Annotated in this window: 14 protein-coding genes; 7 read left to right on the top strand and 7 right to left on the bottom strand. The window is 42.4% G+C overall.

Annotated elements, in window-relative coordinates; genetic code table 11:
• Window positions 1–9: 9 nt before the first annotated feature.
• Window positions 10–966, top strand: coding sequence for a 1,4-dihydroxy-2-naphthoate polyprenyltransferase (menA, locus tag A5888_RS12295; RefSeq protein WP_086349448.1), 957 nt, complete (start codon window positions 10–12; stop codon window positions 964–966).
• 116 nt (window positions 967–1,082) lie between these two features.
• Here the strand turns inward: menA and A5888_RS12290 are convergent, their stop codons facing one another.
• A complete protein-coding gene (locus tag A5888_RS12290; protein ID WP_086349449.1) occupies window positions 1,083–2,054 on the bottom strand; it encodes a biotin--[acetyl-CoA-carboxylase] ligase in 972 nt (323 codons plus the stop codon).
• A 200-nt stretch (window positions 2,055–2,254) separates the two neighbouring features.
• Between A5888_RS12290 and A5888_RS12285 the strand changes: the two genes are divergently transcribed.
• Complete coding sequence (locus A5888_RS12285) at window positions 2,255–2,467, top strand: zinc ribbon domain-containing protein (protein WP_086349450.1); 213 nt, start codon at window positions 2,255–2,257, stop codon at window positions 2,465–2,467.
• Window positions 2,468–2,548: 81 nt separating this feature from the next.
• On the opposite strand, the gene A5888_RS12280 is transcribed toward A5888_RS12285, so the two are convergent.
• The 3 genes from A5888_RS12280 to A5888_RS12270 all read right to left on the bottom strand — a co-directional run bounded on the left by A5888_RS12280 (window position 2,549) and on the right by A5888_RS12270 (window position 5,429).
• Entirely contained in the window at window positions 2,549–3,352 is an 804-nt protein-coding gene (locus A5888_RS12280) for an ABC transporter ATP-binding protein (RefSeq protein WP_086349451.1), read from the bottom strand.
• Window positions 3,352–4,290 carry an ABC transporter permease gene (locus tag A5888_RS12275; RefSeq protein WP_249274486.1) on the bottom strand — a complete coding sequence of 313 codons (939 nt, stop codon included), beginning with the start codon at window positions 4,288–4,290 and terminating at the stop codon, window positions 3,352–3,354. Before A5888_RS12275 ends, A5888_RS12280 begins: the two co-directional genes overlap by 1 nt.
• Window positions 4,291–4,445: 155 nt before the next feature.
• Window positions 4,446–5,429 carry an ABC transporter substrate-binding protein gene (locus A5888_RS12270; protein ID WP_249274487.1) on the bottom strand — a complete coding sequence of 328 codons (984 nt, stop codon included), beginning with the start codon at window positions 5,427–5,429 and terminating at the stop codon, window positions 4,446–4,448.
• A gap of 784 nt (window positions 5,430–6,213) precedes the next feature.
• On the opposite strand from A5888_RS12270, the gene rpoB reads away from it, so the two are divergent.
• Both rpoB and rpoC read left to right on the top strand, forming a co-directional pair.
• Window positions 6,214–9,831, top strand: a complete 3,618-nt coding sequence (rpoB, locus tag A5888_RS12265) for a DNA-directed RNA polymerase subunit beta (RefSeq protein WP_170924795.1) — start codon at window positions 6,214–6,216, stop codon at window positions 9,829–9,831.
• Between the two features lie 447 nt (window positions 9,832–10,278).
• Window positions 10,279–13,932 (top strand): DNA-directed RNA polymerase subunit beta', encoded by a 3,654-nt coding sequence (rpoC, locus tag A5888_RS12260; protein WP_086349455.1) that lies wholly within the window; start codon window positions 10,279–10,281, stop codon window positions 13,930–13,932.
• A 95-nt stretch (window positions 13,933–14,027) separates the two neighbouring features.
• Here the strand turns inward: rpoC and A5888_RS12255 are convergent, their stop codons facing one another.
• Window positions 14,028–14,933: a magnesium transporter CorA family protein gene (locus tag A5888_RS12255; RefSeq protein WP_086349456.1), complete on the bottom strand. Its 906-nt coding sequence runs from the start codon at window positions 14,931–14,933 to the stop codon at window positions 14,028–14,030.
• A gap of 227 nt (window positions 14,934–15,160) precedes the next feature.
• Between A5888_RS12255 and A5888_RS12250 the strand changes: the two genes are divergently transcribed.
• Both A5888_RS12250 and A5888_RS12245 read left to right on the top strand, forming a co-directional pair.
• A complete protein-coding gene (locus A5888_RS12250; protein ID WP_086349457.1) occupies window positions 15,161–16,276 on the top strand; it encodes a glycerate kinase in 1,116 nt (371 codons plus the stop codon).
• A 42-nt stretch (window positions 16,277–16,318) separates the two neighbouring features.
• Window positions 16,319–18,721 carry a DEAD/DEAH box helicase family protein gene (locus tag A5888_RS12245; protein ID WP_086349458.1) on the top strand — a complete coding sequence of 801 codons (2,403 nt, stop codon included), beginning with the start codon at window positions 16,319–16,321 and terminating at the stop codon, window positions 18,719–18,721.
• Between the two features lie 68 nt (window positions 18,722–18,789).
• On the opposite strand, the gene A5888_RS12240 is transcribed toward A5888_RS12245, so the two are convergent.
• On the bottom strand, window positions 18,790–20,292 hold the full coding sequence (locus A5888_RS12240; protein WP_086349459.1) for a PTS transporter subunit EIIC: 1,503 nt from the start codon (window positions 20,290–20,292) through the stop codon (window positions 18,790–18,792).
• Window positions 20,293–20,321: 29 nt separating this feature from the next.
• Complete coding sequence (locus tag A5888_RS12235; protein ID WP_086349460.1) at window positions 20,322–21,011, bottom strand: N-acetylmannosamine-6-phosphate 2-epimerase; 690 nt, start codon at window positions 21,009–21,011, stop codon at window positions 20,322–20,324.
• A 155-nt stretch (window positions 21,012–21,166) separates the two neighbouring features.
• Here A5888_RS12235 and A5888_RS12230 point away from each other — a divergent pair, with 155 nt between their 5' ends.
• Entirely contained in the window at window positions 21,167–21,997 is an 831-nt protein-coding gene (locus A5888_RS12230) for a MurR/RpiR family transcriptional regulator (RefSeq protein WP_086349852.1), read from the top strand.
• The last annotated feature ends 223 nt before the right edge of the window (window positions 21,998–22,220 follow it).

Genomic DNA, 22,220 nt, shown 5'->3' with positions numbered 1-22,220 from the left:
GCAAAGTGTATGACAATAAAGGTGTTTTTAGAAATAGTGGAGATTCGTACCAAACTTGCTAGTCTGTTTCCTTTTTTTGTGGGTGTATTATTTTCGATCGCTTACTTTGATCAGGTTTCATGGGTGCACACGTTGCTATTTTTTGTAGGAATGGTCGTCTTTGATATGGCGACAACAGCAATCAATAATTATATGGACTTCCATAAAGCAAAATCAGAAGCATATAAATATGAAGAAAATATCATCGGTGTTTCCGGTGTGTCCCCACTATTGGTGAGGAATATGATTTTTGGAATGATTGGTTTCACAGCGGTAATTGGTTTGGTTCTGGCGATTCAGACAGGCTGGCTGCTTCTGTTTATGGGTGGTGTGTGTTGCTTGATTGGGATTTTTTATACATTTGGTCCGATCCCTTTGTCCCGGATGCCGTTAGGGGAAGTGTTCAGTGGTGTGACAATGGGGCTGGGGATTTTTGCAATGACGGTTTATCTGAATGTGGGACAAAATCCACCCTTTTATCTGGATATATCGTTTATAAAAGGAACCTTTGCCTTGACGGGAAATATCTGGCAAACATTGGCTGTTGTTTGGGCATCATTGCCTATGGTGTTGACGATCGCCAACATTATGCTTGCGAATAACCTGCGGGATTTGGATACGGATATAGAAAATCATCGATACACATTAGTCTATTATATTGGGCGTAAAAAAGGTGTGTTGTTATTTCAGCTATTGCAGCTGTTTTGCTATGCAGTAATCTTATTAGGGATGCTATTTGGCGTATACGACTGGCCGATTCTACTCGTGCTACTTTCTTTTCCGAAAATCCGAAAAAATCTGCAGCAGTTCAAAAAGGAATTGCCACAGCCGAAAAGCTTCCGTTTTTCTATCAATAATCTGATACTGTTCAACGGCAGCTATTTGATTGGTTTATTAGCTATGATTATTTTGAACAAATTTTCGTAAAATTTTTTCTGCAACTATTGAAGTATGTTGTTTGGAAAAAAATAGTCGAAACAAATGACATCCTCCCTGAAAGGTTCCTTATGGCAGCTTTTCAGGGTGGATGTTTGATTTTGTCTCTATTTAATACTGCTTAGACTTATTTCACCGGAGGATAGTATCTTTTGTGCTCCGGTTTTTAGTCGAACAATCAGCTCACCTTGTTCGGTGATTGTTTCGGCGGTTCCTTGAAACTGTGTTCCGGCTTGTGTGAAGGTGACTTCTTTTCCGAGAACAAAGGATTTTTTTCGATAGTAATCAAGAAAATCTGTATTATTTTGGCTTAGGATTTCGTAGAATCGGTTCCAGATCGCCGCAATCAGTTCATTTCTAGTAAGTGTCGGTTGTCGGTCGCTAAATAGAGAAGTTGCCTTCTCTTGGATATCCGCTGGGAATTCTTCCTGCCGGATGGAAAAATTGATTCCCATGCCGATGACGATATTGGTAATTTGACCGGATTCAACGTCACTCATTGCTTCTGATAGGATGCCGCAGATTTTCTTTCCGTCTTTATAGATGTCATTGACCCATTTGATTTCCAGAGAAATTCCTGTCATCGCCTCAGTCGCCTCTGCGATAGCAACGGCCATAATGATCGTGTATTGGGCCATCTCTTCAAAGCTTTGATTGGGGCGTAGTAAAATGCTCATGTAGATGCCACCGCCTTCGCTGGCGAAAAAAGGACGACCGAATCGGCCTTTGGGCGCTTCTTGCATGTCTGCGATGACTAAGGTATTTTCAGCTTCGCCGTTGAGCGCTGCAAGCTTGGCATCTTTCATCGTTGAAGCAGAAGAGCTGAGTAGCTTGATTGCCAGTTCAGGCGTCTCTTTTGCAAGGCGTAGGCGTATGCCTTCTACGGATAAAATATCTGATGGCTGATACTGGTAGCCCTTTCGGTCACTATTGATCACATGGCCATCTTTTTTTAGCTCGTTGATGGCTTTCCAAATTGCTGTTCTTGAGACATTTAACTGCTGGGCCATTTCTTCTCCTGAAATGAAGGCGGGAGATTGCCTCATTAGCAAAGAGAGGATGCTGCTTTTTATCGTCATTTTGTCACGTCCTTAGTTGTTTTTCTTCTGTATTTTATTTAGTTCCGATAGAATAACCATTTTTATGCCGTTTCAATATGTATTTGGTAGTCATGAAAAAGCGGTGAAATAAAGTGTAAAATTCATTCCTTAGATGTATGCGTCATTCGTTTGAATTTGCTATAATTTTATCAACAACAACAGAAAAGAGGAAGACAAAAATGGAGAAAAAGCAATATGTTTGTGATAAATGTGGAAATACCCACTACGTATCAGATCAATTTCAGGCAACTGGTGGGAACTTTGCAAAGATTTTCGATGTCCAGAACAAGAAATTTATTACCGTGAGCTGCACGCGTTGCGGTTTTACTGAGCTATATAGAGGACAAACCTCAGACGGCTGGAATGTACTGGATTTCCTGATTGGCGGCTAATGAATGAAAAAAACTACGGACAAGCGTTCCAGTTGGATGCTTGTTCGTAGTTTTTTGTTTGGAATTTTTTGGTTGAGAGAATCAAACTAACAGGAGCTGGTCATCCTTCAGTTCTGTACCACTGTTTTTGTGGAACATCTCCATCAATTCATTGACCGTTAAATGTTTCTTTTCTTCTGCCGGAACATCTACGACGATGTTTCCTTGATGCAGCATAATCAGACGATTACCATACCGAATAGCATCCTCCATGTTGTGCGTAACCATAAACGCCGTCAGTTGTTGTTCTTTGATCAGTCGATCAGTCAGTTCCATAACTGTGACGGATGTTTTAGGGTCCAAAGCGGCTGTATGCTCATCCAATAAAATCAGCTCAGGCTGAATCAAGGTTGCCATCAGTAATGTGATTGCCTGACGCTGTCCGCCGGAAAGGAGCCCAATTTCGGCAGTCAGACGGTTTTCCAGATTTAGGTTCAGCTTGGCTAAGTGCTCTTTGAAAAATGCACGATCACTTTTACGAACGCCGCTACCCAGGCCGCGTTTTTTTCCACGTTTCATTGCCAGTGCCATGTTTTCTTCCACAGTCAATCTAACAGCGGTCCCCATTTTAGGGTCTTGAAAGACACGACTGATTTGTTTTGAGCGAGTCATGACTTTTTGTTTAGTGATATCTTTTTTATTCATGATCATTTTGCCTTCTTCTATAGGTAACGTGCCGGCAATACTGTTAAGCAAGGTGGATTTTCCAGCACCATTTCCACCGATGATCGTGATGAATTCCCCTTTGTTGATTGTTAGGTTGATCCCTTTCAAAACATGGTTTTCGTTAACCGTTCCTCTTTCAAAATATTGATGCAGGTTTTCAATGGTCAATACAGCTTCCATTAGCGGGCACCTCCTTTTTTAGGCAGTTTCAGTTTTTTCTGGATAAGTGGTGAAGACAGACACAACACAAGAATCAGTGCAGAGAATAATTTCAGGTCTGTCGGATCGACATTGAATTCCAGTACCAATGCCAGAATGAAGCGGTATAAAATCGCACCCACAACAATAGTGAGCATACGGGAAAATAGCGGTCTGTTTCTAAGTAATACTTCCGCAATAATGATAGAAGCCAGCCCAATAACGATTGTTCCGATTCCAGAGTTCAGATCGGCAAAGTTATTGTTTTGGATCAGTAGAGCACCGGATAACGCGATACAGCCATTGGACAGCATGTAGCCGATCATTTTCATTCGATCTGTATTGATTCCATTGGCTTGACTCATGTCGATATTATCACCCGTTGCACGAGTCGCCAAACCAATTTCTGTTTTGAAGAATAGTGTCAGCAGTCCGATTACGAGCATGACAACAACCAAACCTACGAGGATGACGCTCGTTACTTTATCAACGCCAAGCTTTTGCGCTTGAGAAAAAATCGTTTCTGCACCTAAGAGAGAAATGTTTGGTGCACCCATGATTCGGGAATTGATACTATACAAACCGGTCATAGTAATAATCCCAGCCAGTAAAGCGGGAATTTTCAGTTTTGTATGCAGAATACCCGAAACTAAGCCAGCCAACGCGCCTGCAATGAAAGCAATAATAAGGGCTAATACGGGAAGCACCAATGGATGACTTGTTAGAATCGGTTGTAGAAAGGACGGCCAGGTTTCTGGCTCTTTGACTAGTATCACGGCTGCCACCGCTCCGCCTAAAGGGAAACTACCCTCAGTTGTTAAATCGGCAATATCAAGAATACGGTAAGTCAGGAAAACACCAATTGCCAATAACGACCATAAGAGTCCCTGTGAGGTTGAAGAAAGTAAAATATCTATCAAAAAAATCAGCTTCTTTCCAATTAAGTTTATGTATAGCGCCCGGCGGGGAATGAGCATCTGAAGCCGAGGTAAAAAGAGTTTATCTCAGCTTTAGAGTTAAAAAGACACTACATATCCCCTTGGTACTCTAGCTTCCGGACAAAATTCAAAATAGGTTATTTGGGTGCTTGGATGCTTTCTGGGTCAATGTCTAAAGCTTTTGCCATATCTTCATTGACATATAGCTCTAGTTCATCCGCACTTTCAACAGGCATAGTTGCTGGTTCAGCATCGCCTTTCAGGATTTTTGCGGCCATTGCGCCTGTTTGTTTTCCTAAAGAATGATAGTCGATCCCGATAGTCGCCAGTCCACCTTCTTTTACTTGGTCGATAGAGGCAGGGACGATTGGGATTTTTTGTTCCTTCGCAACATCACCGATTACTGCGGAAGCAGAGGCGAAGGTGTTATCTGTAGGAATGTAGATGCCATCTACGTCTTTTGCCAAACTAGTCGTTACCTGTTGCACATCATTGGTTGAGTTCGCCGTCAATACTTTAACACTGACGCCTGCTTTTTTCAGCGCTTCTTCAGCTAAATCTGCTTGGATTTTCGAGTTTGCTTCACCGGCGTTATACATGATCCCGATGGTTTTAGCATCAGGTACGATGCTTAAAAGCAATTCGATTTGTTTTTCAATCGAAACCATATCTGTTGTCCCTGTGACGTTGCCGCCAGGTTTGTCATCTGATTTCACTAGTTTGGCACCGACTAGATCAGTCACTGCTGTCACGACCATGGGAATATCAGTGGTTTCGTTCAATAATGACTGAGCTGCTGGTGTTCCGATACCAAGGAGCAGTTCAGGCTTTGATTTCACCAGTTTTTCGCTCATTGATTTTAATTGTGACTGGTCATTTTGGGCGTTACTGTATTCAAACGTCACATTTTCACCTTCGGTATAGCCATTTTCAGCAAGGCCTTCTTTAAACCCTTCGTAAGCGGCGTCTAAAGAACCGTGCTCAACAGGCTGTAATACGCCGATCGTGACACTATCGCTATTGCTGCCGCTGTCTTTCTTCTCATCGTTGTTGCCACAGGCGCCAAGAACGACTGCTGCTGTTGCTAATAAACTTAATCCAATTAATTTCTTTTTCATCATTAGTTCCTCCATTTTCTTTTTTAGTCCTCAATGAAACAAAAAATCCATTTAGACAATATGCCTAAATGGATGATAAGAACAGATTAAATGCCTCTTATAGTCATAGCCACTTAGAAATATCGTCTACGCGGCTGTTTGTTCAAAACAAATTGCTCTAGCCATCATAGATACAAAAACGAGTTTGCCGTCTGTACCCATGAAGTATGAATACAAACCTATCTAAAATAGCTAAAGTAGTAACTATTCAATTGTGCGTGATTTGATAAATGTGTCATAGGAATTCTCCTCCGCAAGACTGAATTGCTCCTAGTATATACAGACAAGAGAAAAATGTCAACAGATTTTTAGAATTTTCAGACGAATTAAAGAACGATTGTTTTTCAATGTGAAATCAAAAAACAAACATATATTTAGAAAGAATGTCTATGTGTAATGAAAAGGGAATAATGAAGAATGAAGAAGGTAGTACTTTTCTATAATGAAATAGTAGAAAGTAAGGCAATAAAACACTTGACTTTTACTATAGAAGAAAGTAGAATATATAGATGCAAAAACTATCTAAAAAAATGACGAAGCAGGAGCGAAATATTGTCCGTTCCGGTTTTAAATAGGGAAACAAAAGTAGAAACACTTGATTTTTTGATCATGAGGACGTTCTATTTTTGGTTTTTTTTTGCCTAAAAACCGCAAAAAATGCTTTTTGTTACGTCAACTTAATGTTCGTAACTTAAATGTAATTTTTGGGTAGAGTTTTGACAGACTTATATCTAGAGGGGTGAAGAGCTTGGCTGGACACGTAGTAAAATACGGAAAACATCGCGAACGTAGAAGTTTCGCGCGTATCAGTGAAGTGTTGGAATTACCAAATTTAATCGAGATCCAAACAGACTCTTATCAGTGGTTTTTAGATGAAGGGTTACGCGAAATGTTTGAGGATATTCTGCCAATTGAAGATTTTCAAGGAAACCTGTCCCTGGAATTTGTAGATTATGAATTGAAAGAACCTAAGTATACTGTAGAGGAAGCACGTGCGCATGATGCAAACTATTCAGCGCCTTTACATGTGACATTGCGTTTGACAAACCGTGAAACAGGAGAAATCAAATCTCAGGAAGTATTCTTCGGCGATTTCCCGTTGATGACTGAGATGGGAACATTCATCATCAATGGTGCGGAACGTGTTATCGTTTCTCAGTTGGTGCGTTCCCCAGGCGTGTATTTCCATGGAAAAGTGGATAAAAACGGAAAAGAAGGCTTTGGCTCAACCGTTATTCCTAACCGTGGTGCATGGTTGGAAATGGAAACTGATGCAAAGGATATTTCTTATGTTCGTATCGACCGTACACGTAAGATTCCTTTATCTGTTTTAGTTCGTGCATTAGGTTTTGGTTCAGACGACACGATTTTTGAGATTTTTGGCGAAAGCGAAGGGCTTAGAAATACGATTGAGAAGGACTTGCACAAAAATGCAAGTGATTCCCGTACGGAGGAAGGTCTAAAAGACATTTATGAGCGACTCCGACCTGGCGAACCAAAAACAGCTGACAGCTCTCGTAACTTACTGACGGCTCGCTTCTTTGATCCAAAACGTTATGATCTGGCGAATGTTGGACGTTACAAAGTAAATAAGAAATTAGATTTGAAAACTCGTTTGTTGAATTTGACATTGGCGGAAACGCTGATTGATGCTGAGACTGGCGAAATTTTGGTTGAAAAAGGCACTGTCCTAACACACCAAGTAATGGAAACATTAGGCGCACATATCGACAAAGGTTTGAACAGCGTGACTTACTATCCGAGTGAAGATGCTGTGGTAACAGAGCCGATGACTGTTCAAGTAATCAAGGTGGAATCACCAAAAGATCCTGAACGTATCGTGAATGTGATCGGTAATGGCTATCCTGATTCGAGTGTGAAAACAGTTCGTCCTGCAGATATCATTGCTTCTATGAGCTATTTCTTCAACTTGATGGAAGATATCGGCAATGTAGATGATATCGATCACTTAGGAAACCGTCGTATCCGTTCTGTTGGTGAGCTTCTACAGAATCAGTTCCGTATCGGACTTGCTCGTATGGAGCGTGTGGTTCGTGAAAGAATGTCGATTCAAGATACTGAAACACTGACACCGCAACAGTTGATCAATATTCGTCCTGTTGTAGCAAGTATCAAAGAATTCTTTGGTTCTTCTCAGTTGTCACAGTTCATGGACCAAACCAACCCATTGGGTGAGTTGACGCACAAACGTCGTCTATCTGCCTTGGGACCTGGTGGGTTGACACGTGACCGTGCCGGATATGAAGTTCGAGACGTTCACTATTCCCACTATGGCCGTATGTGTCCGATCGAAACACCTGAAGGTCCAAATATTGGACTGATCAATAGCTTATCAAGCTATGCGAAAGTCAATAAATTTGGGTTTATCGAAACACCGTATCGTCGTGTGGATCGCGCTACTGGTCAAGTAACCAGTGAAGTGGATTACCTGACAGCAGACACGGAAGACCATTACATCGTAGCTCAGGCGAATTCTAAGCTGAACGAAGATGGCACATTTGCGGAAGATGTCGTAATGGCACGTCTGCAAAGTGAAAACTTGGAAATTGCGATCGACCAAGTCGATTACATGGATGTATCACCAAAACAGGTAGTTGCTGTAGCGACAGCTTGTATCCCGTTCTTGGAAAATGATGACTCCAACCGTGCCTTGATGGGTGCGAACATGCAGCGTCAGGCTGTTCCTTTGATTCAACCTCGTTCTCCATTTGTCGGAACTGGGATGGAATACAAAGCAGCGCATGACTCAGGTGCTGCCCTGTTATGTAAACATGATGGTGTTGTAGAATTTGTTGATGCTTCTGAAGTCCGTGTCCGTCGTGACAATGGCGCTTTGGATAAATATATGGTAACAAAATTCCGTCGTTCCAATTCAGGAACAAGTTATAACCAACGTCCAATCGTGACACTTGGCGAAAAAGTCGAGCGCGGGGACATTCTGGCTGACGGACCATCTATGGAAGAAGGGGAAATGGCTTTAGGACAAAACGTTCTGGTCGGCTTCATGACATGGGAAGGGTATAACTATGAGGATGCGATCATCATGAGTCGTCGTCTGGTGAAGGATGACGTATATACATCTATCCATATTGAAGAATATGAATCAGAAGCTCGTGATACAAAATTAGGTCCTGAAGAAATTACTCGTGAGATTCCAAACGTTGGTGAAGATGCTCTGAAAGATCTTGACGAAATGGGAATCATTCGTATTGGTGCGGAAGTAAAAGATGGCGATTTACTAGTAGGTAAAGTGACACCTAAGGGAGTTACAGAACTATCTGCAGAAGAACGCCTGTTGCATGCGATCTTTGGTGAGAAAGCACGTGAAGTTCGTGATACATCACTACGTGTCCCTCACGGTGGTGGCGGTATCGTTCACGACGTGAAAATTTTCACTCGTGAAGGCGGCGATGAGCTGTCTCCTGGTGTGAACATGCTGGTTCGTGTCTATATTGTTCAAAAACGTAAGATCAACGAAGGGGACAAAATGGCCGGACGTCACGGAAACAAAGGGGTTGTTTCCCGCATCATGCCGGAAGAAGATATGCCATTTTTACCTGACGGAACACCGATCGATATCATGTTGAATCCACTAGGGGTACCATCACGGATGAATATCGGACAGGTATTGGAGCTGCACTTAGGTATGGCTGCCCGTCAATTAGGTATTCATGTTGCGACTCCTGTATTTGATGGAGCAAATGATGATGATGTATGGGAAACTGTTCGTGAAGCTGGTATGGCTAGCGATGCGAAGACCGTTCTTTACGACGGACGTACAGGAGAACCATTTGATAACCGAATTTCTGTCGGTGTGATGTACATGATCAAACTTGCCCACATGGTTGATGATAAACTGCATGCTCGTTCAATCGGACCTTACTCACTGGTTACACAACAACCATTGGGTGGTAAAGCACAGTTCGGTGGACAGCGTTTTGGTGAGATGGAAGTATGGGCACTGGAAGCTTACGGTGCTGCTTATACGCTTCAAGAAATCTTAACTTATAAATCAGATGACGTTGTCGGACGTGTGAAAACATATGAAGCTATCGTTAAAGGTGAGCCAATTCCAAAACCAGGCGTACCGGAATCATTCCGCGTATTGGTGAAAGAGTTGCAGTCACTTGGTCTGGATATGCGTGTCCTTGATATCGAGGAACAAGAAATTGAATTGCGTGACATGGATGATGACGACGATGATTTGATCACTGTCGATGCATTAACGAAGTTTGCTGAACAGCAGTCCGCAAAACAATTAGAAAAAGAAGCGGCAGCAGCGAAAGAAGCAGCTGAAGCAGAAGTTGTTCAAAGTATAGAAACTGCCGAAGACCGTCAAGACTAATAAGAATAAGCCTGGAAAAGGATGCAGTATTTAAATTTTTCAGCTATATCTTAGGTATTCAATTACTGATGATTTAGATTTTTGATCGAGGTTGTGACAAAAAGCATTTCGCTCTTTGTCACGATCTGGTCTGGAAGATAGTCTATCAGCCGGCTTTATGAGCTGATTTTTCGATAGAGAGCTGTTCGGTAATCTGTCTGGTTTTTCCTAAAATCACTTGTTTAGCTTTTCGCTGTCTAGCTCCACGAGTCAACCCAACCGACGATAAGTCAAATGAGTTTGATGGCTCGTTCAGCTTTTCATTGTCTAGCTCTACGAGTCAACTCTATCGACAATAAGTCAAACGAACCTCAAGATAAAGAGCATCTTGTGTTTCGTTCGAGCTTATTGCTCAGGAGTTAGGCGACTCGTTTAGCTTTTCCTATTAAGAAATGGAGGGAACCCCTTTTGATCGATGTAAATAAATTCGAGAGCATGCAGATCGGCTTAGCTTCGCCTGAGAAGATCAGAAGCTGGTCGTACGGGGAAGTAAAAAAACCTGAAACGATTAACTATCGTACTCTTAAGCCTGAACGTGAAGGCTTGTTCTGTGAACGGATTTTCGGTCCTACCAAAGACTGGGAATGTGCTTGTGGAAAATATAAACGTATTCGTTACAAAGGTATCGTCTGTGACCGATGTGGTGTAGAAGTGACTCGTTCTAAAGTTCGTCGTGAACGTATGGGTCATATCGAATTAGCTGCACCTGTTTCACATATCTGGTACTTCAAAGGTATTCCGTCTCGTATGGGTCTTGTTTTAGATATGAGTCCCCGTGCGCTGGAGGAAATCATCTATTTTGCTTCTTATGTTGTAATCGATGCAGGCGATACAGGCTTGGAGAAAAAACAACTGCTGACAGAGCGTGAGTATCGTGAAAAACGTGACCAGTATGGTCAAGGATTCTCAGCTGCAATGGGTGCAGAAGCAATCAAACAGTTACTAGATGCTGTTGATCCTGATAGTGAAGTTACTTCATTGAAGGAAGAGCTGAAAACAGCTCAAGGACAAAAGAGAACACGTGCAATCCGCCGTTTGGATATTCTGGAAGCGTTCCGCGCCTCTGGCAATCTGCCGAGCTGGATGGTCATGGATGTTATCCCAGTTATTCCTCCGGATCTTCGTCCGATGGTTCAATTGGAAGGTGGACGTTTTGCAACAAGTGATTTGAACGACTTATACCGTCGTGTAATCAACCGTAACAACCGTCTGAAACGTCTATTGGATCTGAATGCACCAAGTATCATTGTTCAAAATGAAAAACGGATGCTTCAAGAAGCGGTTGATGCGTTGATCGATAATGGTCGTCGTGGTCGTCCTGTTACTGGACCGGGTAACCGTCCATTGAAATCTCTTTCTCATATGTTGAAAGGGAAACAAGGACGTTTCCGTCAGAACTTGCTAGGTAAACGTGTTGACTATTCTGGTCGTTCAGTTATCGTAGTAGGACCAAACTTGAAGATGTATCAGTGTGGTCTACCGAAAGAAATGGCGATCGAGCTGTTCAAACCATTCGTTATGCGTGTATTGGTTCAACGCGAAATTGCAACGAATATCAAGAATGCAAAACGTAAAATTGAGCGTGGTGAAGATGAAGTATGGGATATTCTGGAAGAAGTTATTCAAGAACATCCAGTTTTACTGAACAGGGCACCTACATTGCACAGACTGGGTATCCAAGCATTTGAGCCAGTATTGGTCGAAGGGCGTGCTATTCGTCTGCATCCATTGGTTTGTGAAGCGTATAATGCCGATTTCGATGGAGACCAAATGGCGGTCCATGTACCGTTGAATGAAGAAGCTCAAGCAGAAGCACGTATGCTGATGCTAGCTGCTCAAAACATCTTGAATCCGAAAGATGGAAAACCAGTTGTAACACCGTCTCAGGATATGGTCTTGGGTAACTACTACTTGACGATGGAAGAAGAAGATCGTGAAGGTGAAGGTATGGTCTTCCGTGATATGAACGAAGCTGTACTGGCATGGCGTAATGGTTATGTCCATCTACATTCTCGTATCGGTGTTCAAACAACGTTATTGGGTGACAAACCGTTTACAGACTGGCAAAAAGAACGTCTGTTGATTACTACTGTAGGGAAGATTATTTTCAATGAGATCATGCCTATAGAGTTCCCTTACTTGAATGAACCGACAGATTACAACTTGACTGTTCAGACACCGGATAAATACTTTGTGGAAGCTGGAACAGATGTCCCAACTTACATTAAAGAGCAAGAACTGGTTCTGCCGTTCAAGAAGAAAAACCTTGGAAATATCATTGCAGAAGTCTTCAAGAGATTCCATATCACTGAAACTTCTAAAATGCTTGACCGTATGAAAGACCTTGGATACAAGCATTCTACGCATGCCGGTATTACCGTTGGTATCGCTGATATCAGTGTTCTTAGTGAAAAAGAAGAAATTATTGATACAGCACATAAACAAGTAGAAACAATTACGAAACAATTCCGCCGTGGTCTAATTACAGATGACGAGCGTTATGAACGTGTTATTGCTGTTTGGAACGGTGCAAAAGACGAGATCCAGTTGAAACTGATTGAAAGTATGGATGCAAAAAATCCAATCTTCATGATGTCAGATTCCGGAGCCCGTGGTAACATCTCCAACTTTACTCAGCTTGCTGGGATGCGTGGATTGATGGCCGCACCAAACGGACGTATCATGGAATTGCCGATCATCTCGAATTTCCGTGAAGGACTATCTGTCTTGGAAATGTTTATCTCTACCCATGGAGCCCGTAAAGGGATGACCGATACAGCCTTGAAGACAGCCGATTCAGGTTACCTGACTCGTCGTCTGGTTGATGTGGCACAGGATGTAATCATTCGTGAGGACGACTGTGGAACAGATCGTGGTCTGGAAATCGCAGCAATCAAAGAAGGCAATGAAATCATCGAAGCACTGGAAGAACGTCTGTTGGGTCGTTATACGCGTAAGGCTATTCTAAACCCTGAAACAAAAGACGTGATCATCGGTGCGGATGAATTGATTACAGAAGATATTGCGAAAGAAATCGTTGATGCTGGTGTTGAAAAAGTAACGATTCGTTCCGTATTTACATGTAACACGAAGCATGGTGTATGTAAACACTGTTACGGACGTAACTTGGCAACTGGTTCAGGCGTTGAAGTCGGAGAAGCAGTTGGTACGATTGCCGCTCAGTCTATCGGAGAACCAGGTACACAGCTTACAATGCGTACATTCCATACCGGCGGGGTTGCCGGGGACGATATCACTCAAGGTCTGCCCCGTGTACAGGAAATCTTTGAAGCCCGTAATCCGAAAGGTCAAGCGGTCATCACAGAAGTTACCGGTGAAGTTATCGATATTTCTGAAGATCCTGCAACACGTCAAAAAGAAGTAACGATCAAAGGGAAAACAGATACTCGTACGTATACTGTTCCATATACTGCCCGCATGAAGGTGGCAGAAGGAGATACGATCCACCGTGGTGAGCCGTTGACAGAAGGATCGATCGATCCGAAGCAATTGCTTCAGGTTCGCGATGTTTTATCAGTGGAAAACTACCTGCTGCGTGAAGTACAACGTGTTTACCGTATGCAAGGGGTGGAAATCGGCGATAAGCATATCGAGGTAATGGTTCGCCAAATGCTTCGTAAAGTCCGTGTCATGGACCCAGGTGATACAGAAATCTTGCCGGGAACATTATTGGATATTGCTGAATTTAAAGACCGTAACTACGATACATTGGTAGCCGGTGGCGTTCCTGCGACAAGTCGTCCAGTATTACTTGGTATCACGAAAGCCTCTCTGGAAACGAACAGCTTCTTATCTGCTGCGTCCTTCCAGGAAACAACTCGTGTACTGACAGATGCTGCGATTCGTGGGAAGAAAGATCCTCTGCTTGGTTTGAAAGAAAATGTTATCATCGGTAAGATCATCCCTGCTGGTACAGGTATGGCTCGTTACCGTAACATGGAACCAAAAGAGGTGAAGGTAGCTAGCGAGAATGTGTACAGTATCTCTGATATTGAAGCGCAGATGGCTGCAGAAGATGCATTAAATGAGTTGAATAAATAAGAAGACTGGTGAAAGCCAATAGTTTCTTATAATAGAAAAGCCATTCGATTGAATCGTTAGATTCGGTCGAATGGTTTTTTGCTTTGTAAATAGGTTTATTTCATGATCTTCCTTAATGCAAAGGACAGGGCGAACCAAAGGAACACGCTGAGAATGATCGTGATGAGCCAGCCGGAAGTATTGTTTTCCAAAGGTAACGGCATGTTCATTCCGAAAAAACCGGTAATGATTGTGGGTATCGTCAGTAAAACAGAAAGGACTGTTAGGATGCGCATCCCTTCATTCAGGTTGTTGTTCAAAATATTGGTATAAGTACCCGAAAGCTGTTGCAAAATTTGGGAGGACAGTTGGGTCATCTCAACTAACTGTTTTGCTTCAATCACTACATCTTCCAGTTCTTCTTTTTCAATATCTGATAACCCTTTGTAGAGTTGATGGGTTTTGACCTGCTCCAATAGCACAACATTCTGTTTAGAGGCGGAAACGAAATAGACGATCCCTGTCTCTAAATCAGATAATAGCAACAGGTTTTGCTTGCTGGTCTTTTCTTTTAATTTATCATTTACTTTTTTTCGTCCGGCGTTCATTTCCTCGATATAAGGGAAAAAGAAATCAGTGACTAAGAATAAACTACTGAACAAAAATTTGAAAAGGGTGATGTCCGGGTTTCCATCTAAGTATCTTTCCATTGCAGAAACAACGTACTGATTTTTTTTATTTGTGATTGTGATGAAGCGATTGTCTTTGATGATGAATGTCATCGGGATGGTTTCATAGTGATTATCGATCTTTTGTCGATTTGGTACATTGAAGATAAGAACAAAAGTGTTTGTTTTTGCTTCATAATCTAAATGCGCCCGCTCATTCTTATCCAAAGAATATTCGACGATTTCATCATCGATCCCGTATTCGGTATACAGCTTCTTCAGTTCCTCTTTATCCTCGGTATTTATAGTCGTCCAGCTATTTTGTTTGTTATTAAATAATGTTTTTTTGATCATATTTTTTCCTCCTGCTACGATATGAAAGCCATCCATAGTGTACCAGTCTTTAAAAAGAAAAGACAAGAGGAAAAACCATTACGTGTAAATTTACTTGTATGAGAGGTGGTTTAGCCATAGAATAGGAACTGATAGTATGAAGAAATCAGAGAGAAATGTTCGAAAGATTTTTTTCTGGCAATAGTAATGGTAGATAGGTAAGAGCATCAATGATTGGAGGAGTGGATATGCGTATTTTGATTGCGCCGGATTCTTTTAAGGAAAGCTTGTCCGCCATGGAGGCAGCACGAATCATCCAGAGAGGGTTCAAAAAAAGTTTTCCAGCAGCTGAATATGACTTGTTGCCTGTCGGTGATGGCGGGGAAGGGACGGTTGCCGCTCTTTCTGCGAATATGGGATTGAGCTCTGCAAGTAAGACAGTAACGGGGCCCTTCGGTGAAGAAATAGCTGTTTCTTATACTACCGATGGGCAAATAGCTCTAGTTGAGATGGCGGCTTTGGTGGGGCTGCAGGATATACCGAAAGAAAAAAGAGCGCCGCTAAGCCTATCAACAAGAGGGTTAGGGGAGTTGATTCTATTGTTGGCGGAAGACGGAATCAAACAGCTGTTCATTGGTGTCGGAGGCAGTGCGACAAATGATGGGGGAATCGGGATGGCTGAGGGCTTGGGCTATAGGTTTTTGGATGAGGCCGGGAATCAGCTGGAAGCGATAGGAGAGAATCTTGGTAACGTGACGTCTGTCCAACGTCCTCCGTATTCAGAACAGCTGGAGCAACTGACGATTACGGTAATTACCGATGTGACGAATCCTTTGTGTGGCAACAATGGAGCGACACATGTTTTTGGTCCGCAGAAGGGTCTAGCCAAATCTGATTTGGTGAAAACAGACCAAGCAATGCATCATTTTTATTCACTTGTTGCACCGGAGCTGATTGCTGAGCCGGGAAGTGGAGCCGGAGGCGGTATGGGTGCCGGGTTAGCGTGTTTTGTGCAAGGGAAGATTGTATCGGGCATCGATTATGTCTTGGATTTGCTGCACTTTGATGCGCATGTAGCTTCTGCTGATTTGGTGATTGTTGGGGAAGGAAGAATGGATGGTCAGAGCATGGAAGGGAAAGCGCCGATTGGGGTTGCACGCAGAGTACCGATGGGCATACCTATCGTAGCTATTTGCGGCAGTCTTGGCGCAGGAAGTGAGCGAGCCTCTGCGTATGGTATTGGAGCGGTCTTTTCAACCGTCAACGAACCAGCTGATTTGCAGACGGTTTTAGCAGAGGCTGAAATAAATCTTGAACGAACGGCGGCAAATATTGCTGCATTGCTGAAGCTCGCGAGAGAATGATGCGTTTACTCAGTAATTAGAATGCAAAAAAGGAGGAATGGTATGAAGAAAGAGCAGATTCAATGGCGGGGCTATCAAAAGCGAGTGCTTGACAGTATGGAAAAATATTTGAATGACCAGAGTCTTCATGTCATTGCACCTCCTGGTTCTGGAAAAACGTTACTAGGAGTAGGCATCGTTCAACGACTACAGAAAAAGACATTGATTTTGGTTCCCTCTTTGATTTTAAAGGAACAATGGCTGACAACCTTAAGCACCTATGATTCTTTGCTGGATGTTTCTACGGACCTGTCTGTATTGAAAAAGGTCACTGTTACAACCTATCAAGAGTTGTACAGTAAGAAAAACAAAGAGCCGCTTTATTTTGAGCAACAGGGGATTCAGTTTTTGGTGTTGGATGAAGCCCATCATTTAAAGAACAACTGGTCAGAGCTCTTGCTTCAACTAAAGAAGAACACGTCAAACCTACAAACTTTGTCATTAACTGCTACGCCGCCGTTTGATGCTAATCGCAAAGAATGGCAACGTTATCTGGCGCTGAATGGGGAGATCGATGAAGAGATTTCTGTTTCAGAATTGATCAAGGAGCAGGTATTAGCCCCCTATCAGGATTATGTCTATCTTGTTTCGGCTACAGACGAGAGCAGTCAGCAGTTTAACCGATTTTTATATGAGCAAAGTGATATTTTCGAAACGCTTTGCAGCAATTCTGAGGTTACTGATTATTTATTGCAGCAATCTTTTTTGCAGAAGCCTTTAGAAAATAGCGAATTTATCTATAAACAGTTTGATTACTATCTTAGTTGTCTCTTCTATTTGAATGAGCAAGGGTATGAGTTGGATAATGAGCATTGGATTGTGTTGGGGCTGGATAAGAAGATGGAGATCCCCAGGCAGTCGAAAAAGTCACTGACTGATCTGTATACACAGCTTTATAAGGAGCAGCCTGGTTTAGCGATTTTTAGGTATTTGGAAAAGCAGAAATGGTTGTGTGAGGATGCACTGCATTTGTTTCCAGAGTATGTATTGAACAATGCATATCGGCAGCATATCCCCCAACTGAAAGAAGCAATCAGTCACATCGTAATCAAAGAAGAAAGCTATTTGGAACAGGCACTTTCCTGTGTCATTTTTATGGATCGAATCCAAAAGGAAATTCTGGATGGTGGAGATGCTCAGTGGGCTTACGGGGTAGTTCCGATCTTTCTGATGCTAAAAGAATTGATTGGCTCTAATACAGAAATGGCAGCGATTTGCGGCGAGTTTTTATTGATCAGCCACAGGTTAAGTGTTGCTCACTATCAAGCTTTTAATCATTTTTTACAGGAGCACCCATTGTGTGATGGGTATTATTACCTACCATTGACTGATAAAAATAAAGCGGAAATTCTAGCGCTGACAACACAGCTTTTAGATCAGAACAGCATTCATATTTTAGTTGGTACAATCAGTTTGCTTGGCGAGGGCTGGAATTGTCCAGCTGTTAATACGGTGGTCTTGGGCAATCGTTCAGCTTCGTATGTACAGATCCAACAAATCCGTGGACGAGGGTTGCGAAGAACCTCAGAAGAGAAGTTGACAAATATTTGGCATCTAGGTCTGGCTTTTCCCAATGTTCTATTAGCAAAGCAGCCCGATGTCATCCCTATTATCAAACGTTTATCTTTTATTGAGGGAATTAATGAAATGGAAGGAACGCCTAGAATCACGACAGGATATGATCGCTTTGATTTTCCAAAAGAAGCTACAGTGGAGCAGTTGAATACATACACGCATCAGCAGTTATTCATGGCAGCGGATAGAAAACGTTACAATGAGATGTGGCAGGCGGCTTTAGCACAGGGCACAAGGCTATCGATGCCGCTCTTTTTCAAGGCTGGAACTGAGGGCTCGGACAAGAAGCTGTCCCCATCTTTCGTAATCAACAATCAGCCTCGAAAGGGGTTCTGGGCCTCCTTGACCACAGGGGAACTGTCCAGTTACTTTAGTGAAAGAAAACGTGAGAAAATTTGGCGTAAAGCATGTCGAAAAAAGGAGCACCTATTGCAGGCGCTAGTAGCCCTAATGAGGAGGGATGGTTGGCTTACTGAAGAAGATCAACTATGCTTGCAGACTACGCCAGATAGCTTTTGCTGTGAACTGAAAACCAATAGCTACCACAATGAGCGTTTATTTATTGAAGCTGCCCGAGAACTGTTGGGAGAGATTCAAAATCCAAGATATTTACTGGTCATCGGGGCAGAAAGATACGCGATTCCTGAATGCTATGGAAAGAAAAGGCAAGAAGCGGAACGATTTTTGAAAGAGGTTCAAAAGCAACAAACATCCGCAATGATTTGCTATACTAAAAATATCGAAGGCCGAAAGTTATTAATAGAAGGCCGGCTGCAAACTGTGTTTCATGAAAGAAAGGAAACGGTTATCCAAGAGAAAATCTGGCAATAGAATAGCAATTTCATTGGAAAAAGTGAGCGACCTCCGGATGGAAAAATCACCGGAGAGCGCTCACTTTTTTACTCGCTACCTAAAATTTGATTGATTTCCTGACTAAACAAGTCTGCTTTTCCGCCGAAGACAGCTTGAATACCGCCGTCTATTTCCAGTACGGCTACTGCGCCTAAACGTTTGATTTGTTCTTTGTTCACAGAGCTACTGTTCTTAACAGCTACCCTTAAACGAGTCGCACAGGCTGTGACAGAGTCAATATTTGTTTCTCCGCCAAGAGCTTCAATGATAATCAGAGAATCATCGTATAAGGCATTTGTTCCTGTGGAAGCGGGTGTTGTTGTGGCTTCGATTTCATCACCGCTCTCCATTCCTGGAATTGCTACTTTGAACTTCTTGATAAAGAATGAGAAGACAAAATAGTAAATAGCTGCCCAAGCTAAACCTAACGGAATCACGTACAACCAGTGCGTACGATCCTGTCCCTGAAAAACACCGAACAATAGAAAGTCAATCAACCCTCCAGAGAAAGAGTTCCCAATTCGAATATTCAATAAGTCTGCTGCAAGGAAGGAACAACCATCTAAAAAGGCATGGATTACATAAAGCCAAGGGGCACCAAATAAAAACATATATTCAATTGGTTCGGTAATCCCTGTTAAGAAGGATGTCAATGCACCACTGGCATATAATCCACCTGTGTTTTTACGATTTTCTTTAGGAACAGCACGGTACATAGCAAAGCAAGCTGCTGGAAGACCGAACATCATTGTAGCGAAACGTCCTGCAAAAAAGCGAGTACCGTAAGTAAACAGACCTGTATGATTCGGATCTGCTAATTGGGCAAAGAAAATGTTCTGTGCTCCAACGATCTGCTCACCAGCTACAGTTTCTACACCGCCCAAAGAAGTGTACCAGAACATGGGATAAATAGTATGGTGTAAACCAACTGCTCCTGTCAAACGAAGTAAGAAGCCGTAAAGAAATGTACCAAAGCTTCCCATTCCTGCTACAGCTTCACCAGCACTGGTCATCACTTGCTGAATTGGCGGCCAGATCAAAAAGAAAATGACACCGATTACAATTGCGGCCAATGAAGAGATGATCGGGATGAAACGAGATCCTCCAAAGAAGCCTAAAAATCTGGGTAGTTCGATTTTACGATAACGATTGTGAAGGAATGCGACGGTTCCACCAATAGCAATAGAACCAACAACGCCTGTATCAATGGTGTTATCTGGAGAGAATAATTGTAGTAAGCCGCTGATAGTAGCCGTATAAACAAGAAAAGATACACCACCGGCCAGACCGGCAGTTCCTTTGTCTCCGTTTGCCAACCCAACAGCTAAACCGATGGCAAAAATAAGTGCTAAATTACTGAAAACAGCATTTCCTGCATTGCTCATGACGGTTAGAATTGTTTGTAGCCATTGCTGATCCAGCCAGGGGTAGGCTTGAATCGCACTCGCGTTAGACAATGCACCACCTATACCTAGTAAGAGACCGGCAGCAGGTAAAATGGCAATGGGCAGCATGAAGGCTCTCCCTAACTGTGAAAACTTCTTAAACATAAAAATCCTCCTTATTTTTTCTTGATTATTTAACTGAGTGCTTGAATAAATCGTGCAGCAATTTCTTTCGGGCGTGTGATTGCTCCGCCCACCACAATTCCGGCAACACCCATTCTATGAATGGCTGCGGCTTGTTCCGGCGTGTGAATTTTCCCTTCTGCAATGACATCTATTCCTGCAGCAACTAATTGCTGGATTAGATCGATATCTGGTCCTTTTGAAGATGTACTTTCTTTTGTATAGCCTGCAAGTGTCGTTCCAACAAAATCCACTCCTGCTTGCCAAGCATTGACACCCTCATCTACTGTAGAAATATCTGCCATCAAAAGAATATCAGGATATTTTAGCTTGATTTCCTGTATATTTTGACTAACAGATTTTCCATCAAACCGTGCCCTTGCAGTGCAATCCAAAGCAATGACGGGCACTCCTGTTGCTGCGAGTTCATCGACTTCCTTCATTGTTGCAGTGATGAAAGGCTCTTGAGGCGGATATTCCCGCTTGATGATACCGATGATAGGCAAGTCTGTGACTGCTTGAATTTCTTTGATATCGCGTACAGAGTTTGCCCTTATACCGACAGCGCCCGCTTCGCTTGCTGCTTTTGCCATAAGGGGCATGATTCCTCCTTGTTCAGAATAGAGCGGTTCACCAGGGAGCGCTTGACAAGAAACGATGATGCCATCCTTTATACTGGATAAAAAGTCTTTTTTCTCCATTTTCTCCTCCGTTATTTTATTTTTGGAGCAAAACTCCTGATTCGACTCTAATATACTACACTCCTCCGTAAATGTAAATATGGAGGAGTGAGAAATTTGACAAATTTTGTAAATCAATGGAAAATAGAGAAAACATGGAAAAGCGGAGTGTACCTATGAGCTATTTAGAAAATATACATGCCAATTACACCTACCTGACAAAATCAGAAAAGAAAGTGGCTGATTATATTGTTTCTTCGGGGGAAAAAGTCCTTCATCAAACATTGGTAGATATAAAAAAAGCAACGATGGTCGGAGATGCGACAATCGTCAGATTTTGCCAGAAGCTGGGCTATAATGGTTTTTCGGATTTGAAAATCGATATTGCGAAAGAAGGATTTCCATCATCCATCTCAAACCATTCAATTTCTTCGGAAGAAACGTTTGTTAAAGTAGTTGAAAATCGTTTGATAAAGGCGATACAGGAAACGAGTGTACTCGCAGATGAAGAAAAGTTGAAACTAGCGGTTGAATATATTCACAAAGCTAAGAATATATATATATTCGGTGTGGGGTCCAGCGGGATTACTGCTCGAGATATGGAATCTCGGTTTTTACGAGGTGGTGTTGAGGCAAAAGCAATCACGGATTCTCATTATCAGGCAATGAGTGCTTCTTTATTTACAGAAAAGGATGTGGTGATTGCTCTGAGTCTTACGGGAAAAACGAAGGATATCTATGATGCACTATCAATTGCAAAAGAAAATAAAGCAACAATCATTGCTATTTCAAATTATGTGCTGTCTCCGATTGCACAAATCAGTGATGTCATACTGCAAACGGCCATCGAAGAATACTTACTGAATGGTGGTTCCTTGACAGGGAAAGTCTCACAAGTCTTTGCGATCGATTTGCTGATTACTTACTATGAAAAAACATATGGAATTAATGAACTCCAGATGAGAGAAAAGGTAGCTCGTTCGATTATCAACAAACAGTTGAACTAGCGTTGGTCACTTGTGCATGGAGTATAGCCGATCTAAATGAAATAGGGAGTGGCAGTGAACCACTCTGGTGAAATATCTATTAGTGAGCGTGGGACATAACTCAAATCCTACGCTCACTCTATATTTAAAACTAAAACCAAATAAATGGTGGGACAGAAAAGAGATTCAAGTGGCCTGCTTTGCCCCGTGTTGCCAGTTCTCCTTCTCCTATTTGCTAGATAGG

It is taken from the genome of Enterococcus sp. 9E7_DIV0242, from assembly GCF_002140975.2.
GTDB classification, from domain to species: Bacteria; Bacillota; Bacilli; order Lactobacillales; family Enterococcaceae; genus Enterococcus_L; species Enterococcus_L clewellii.
The sequence above is the reverse complement of the archived record's forward strand: the minus strand, read 5'-3'. Positions and strand labels throughout refer to the sequence as shown.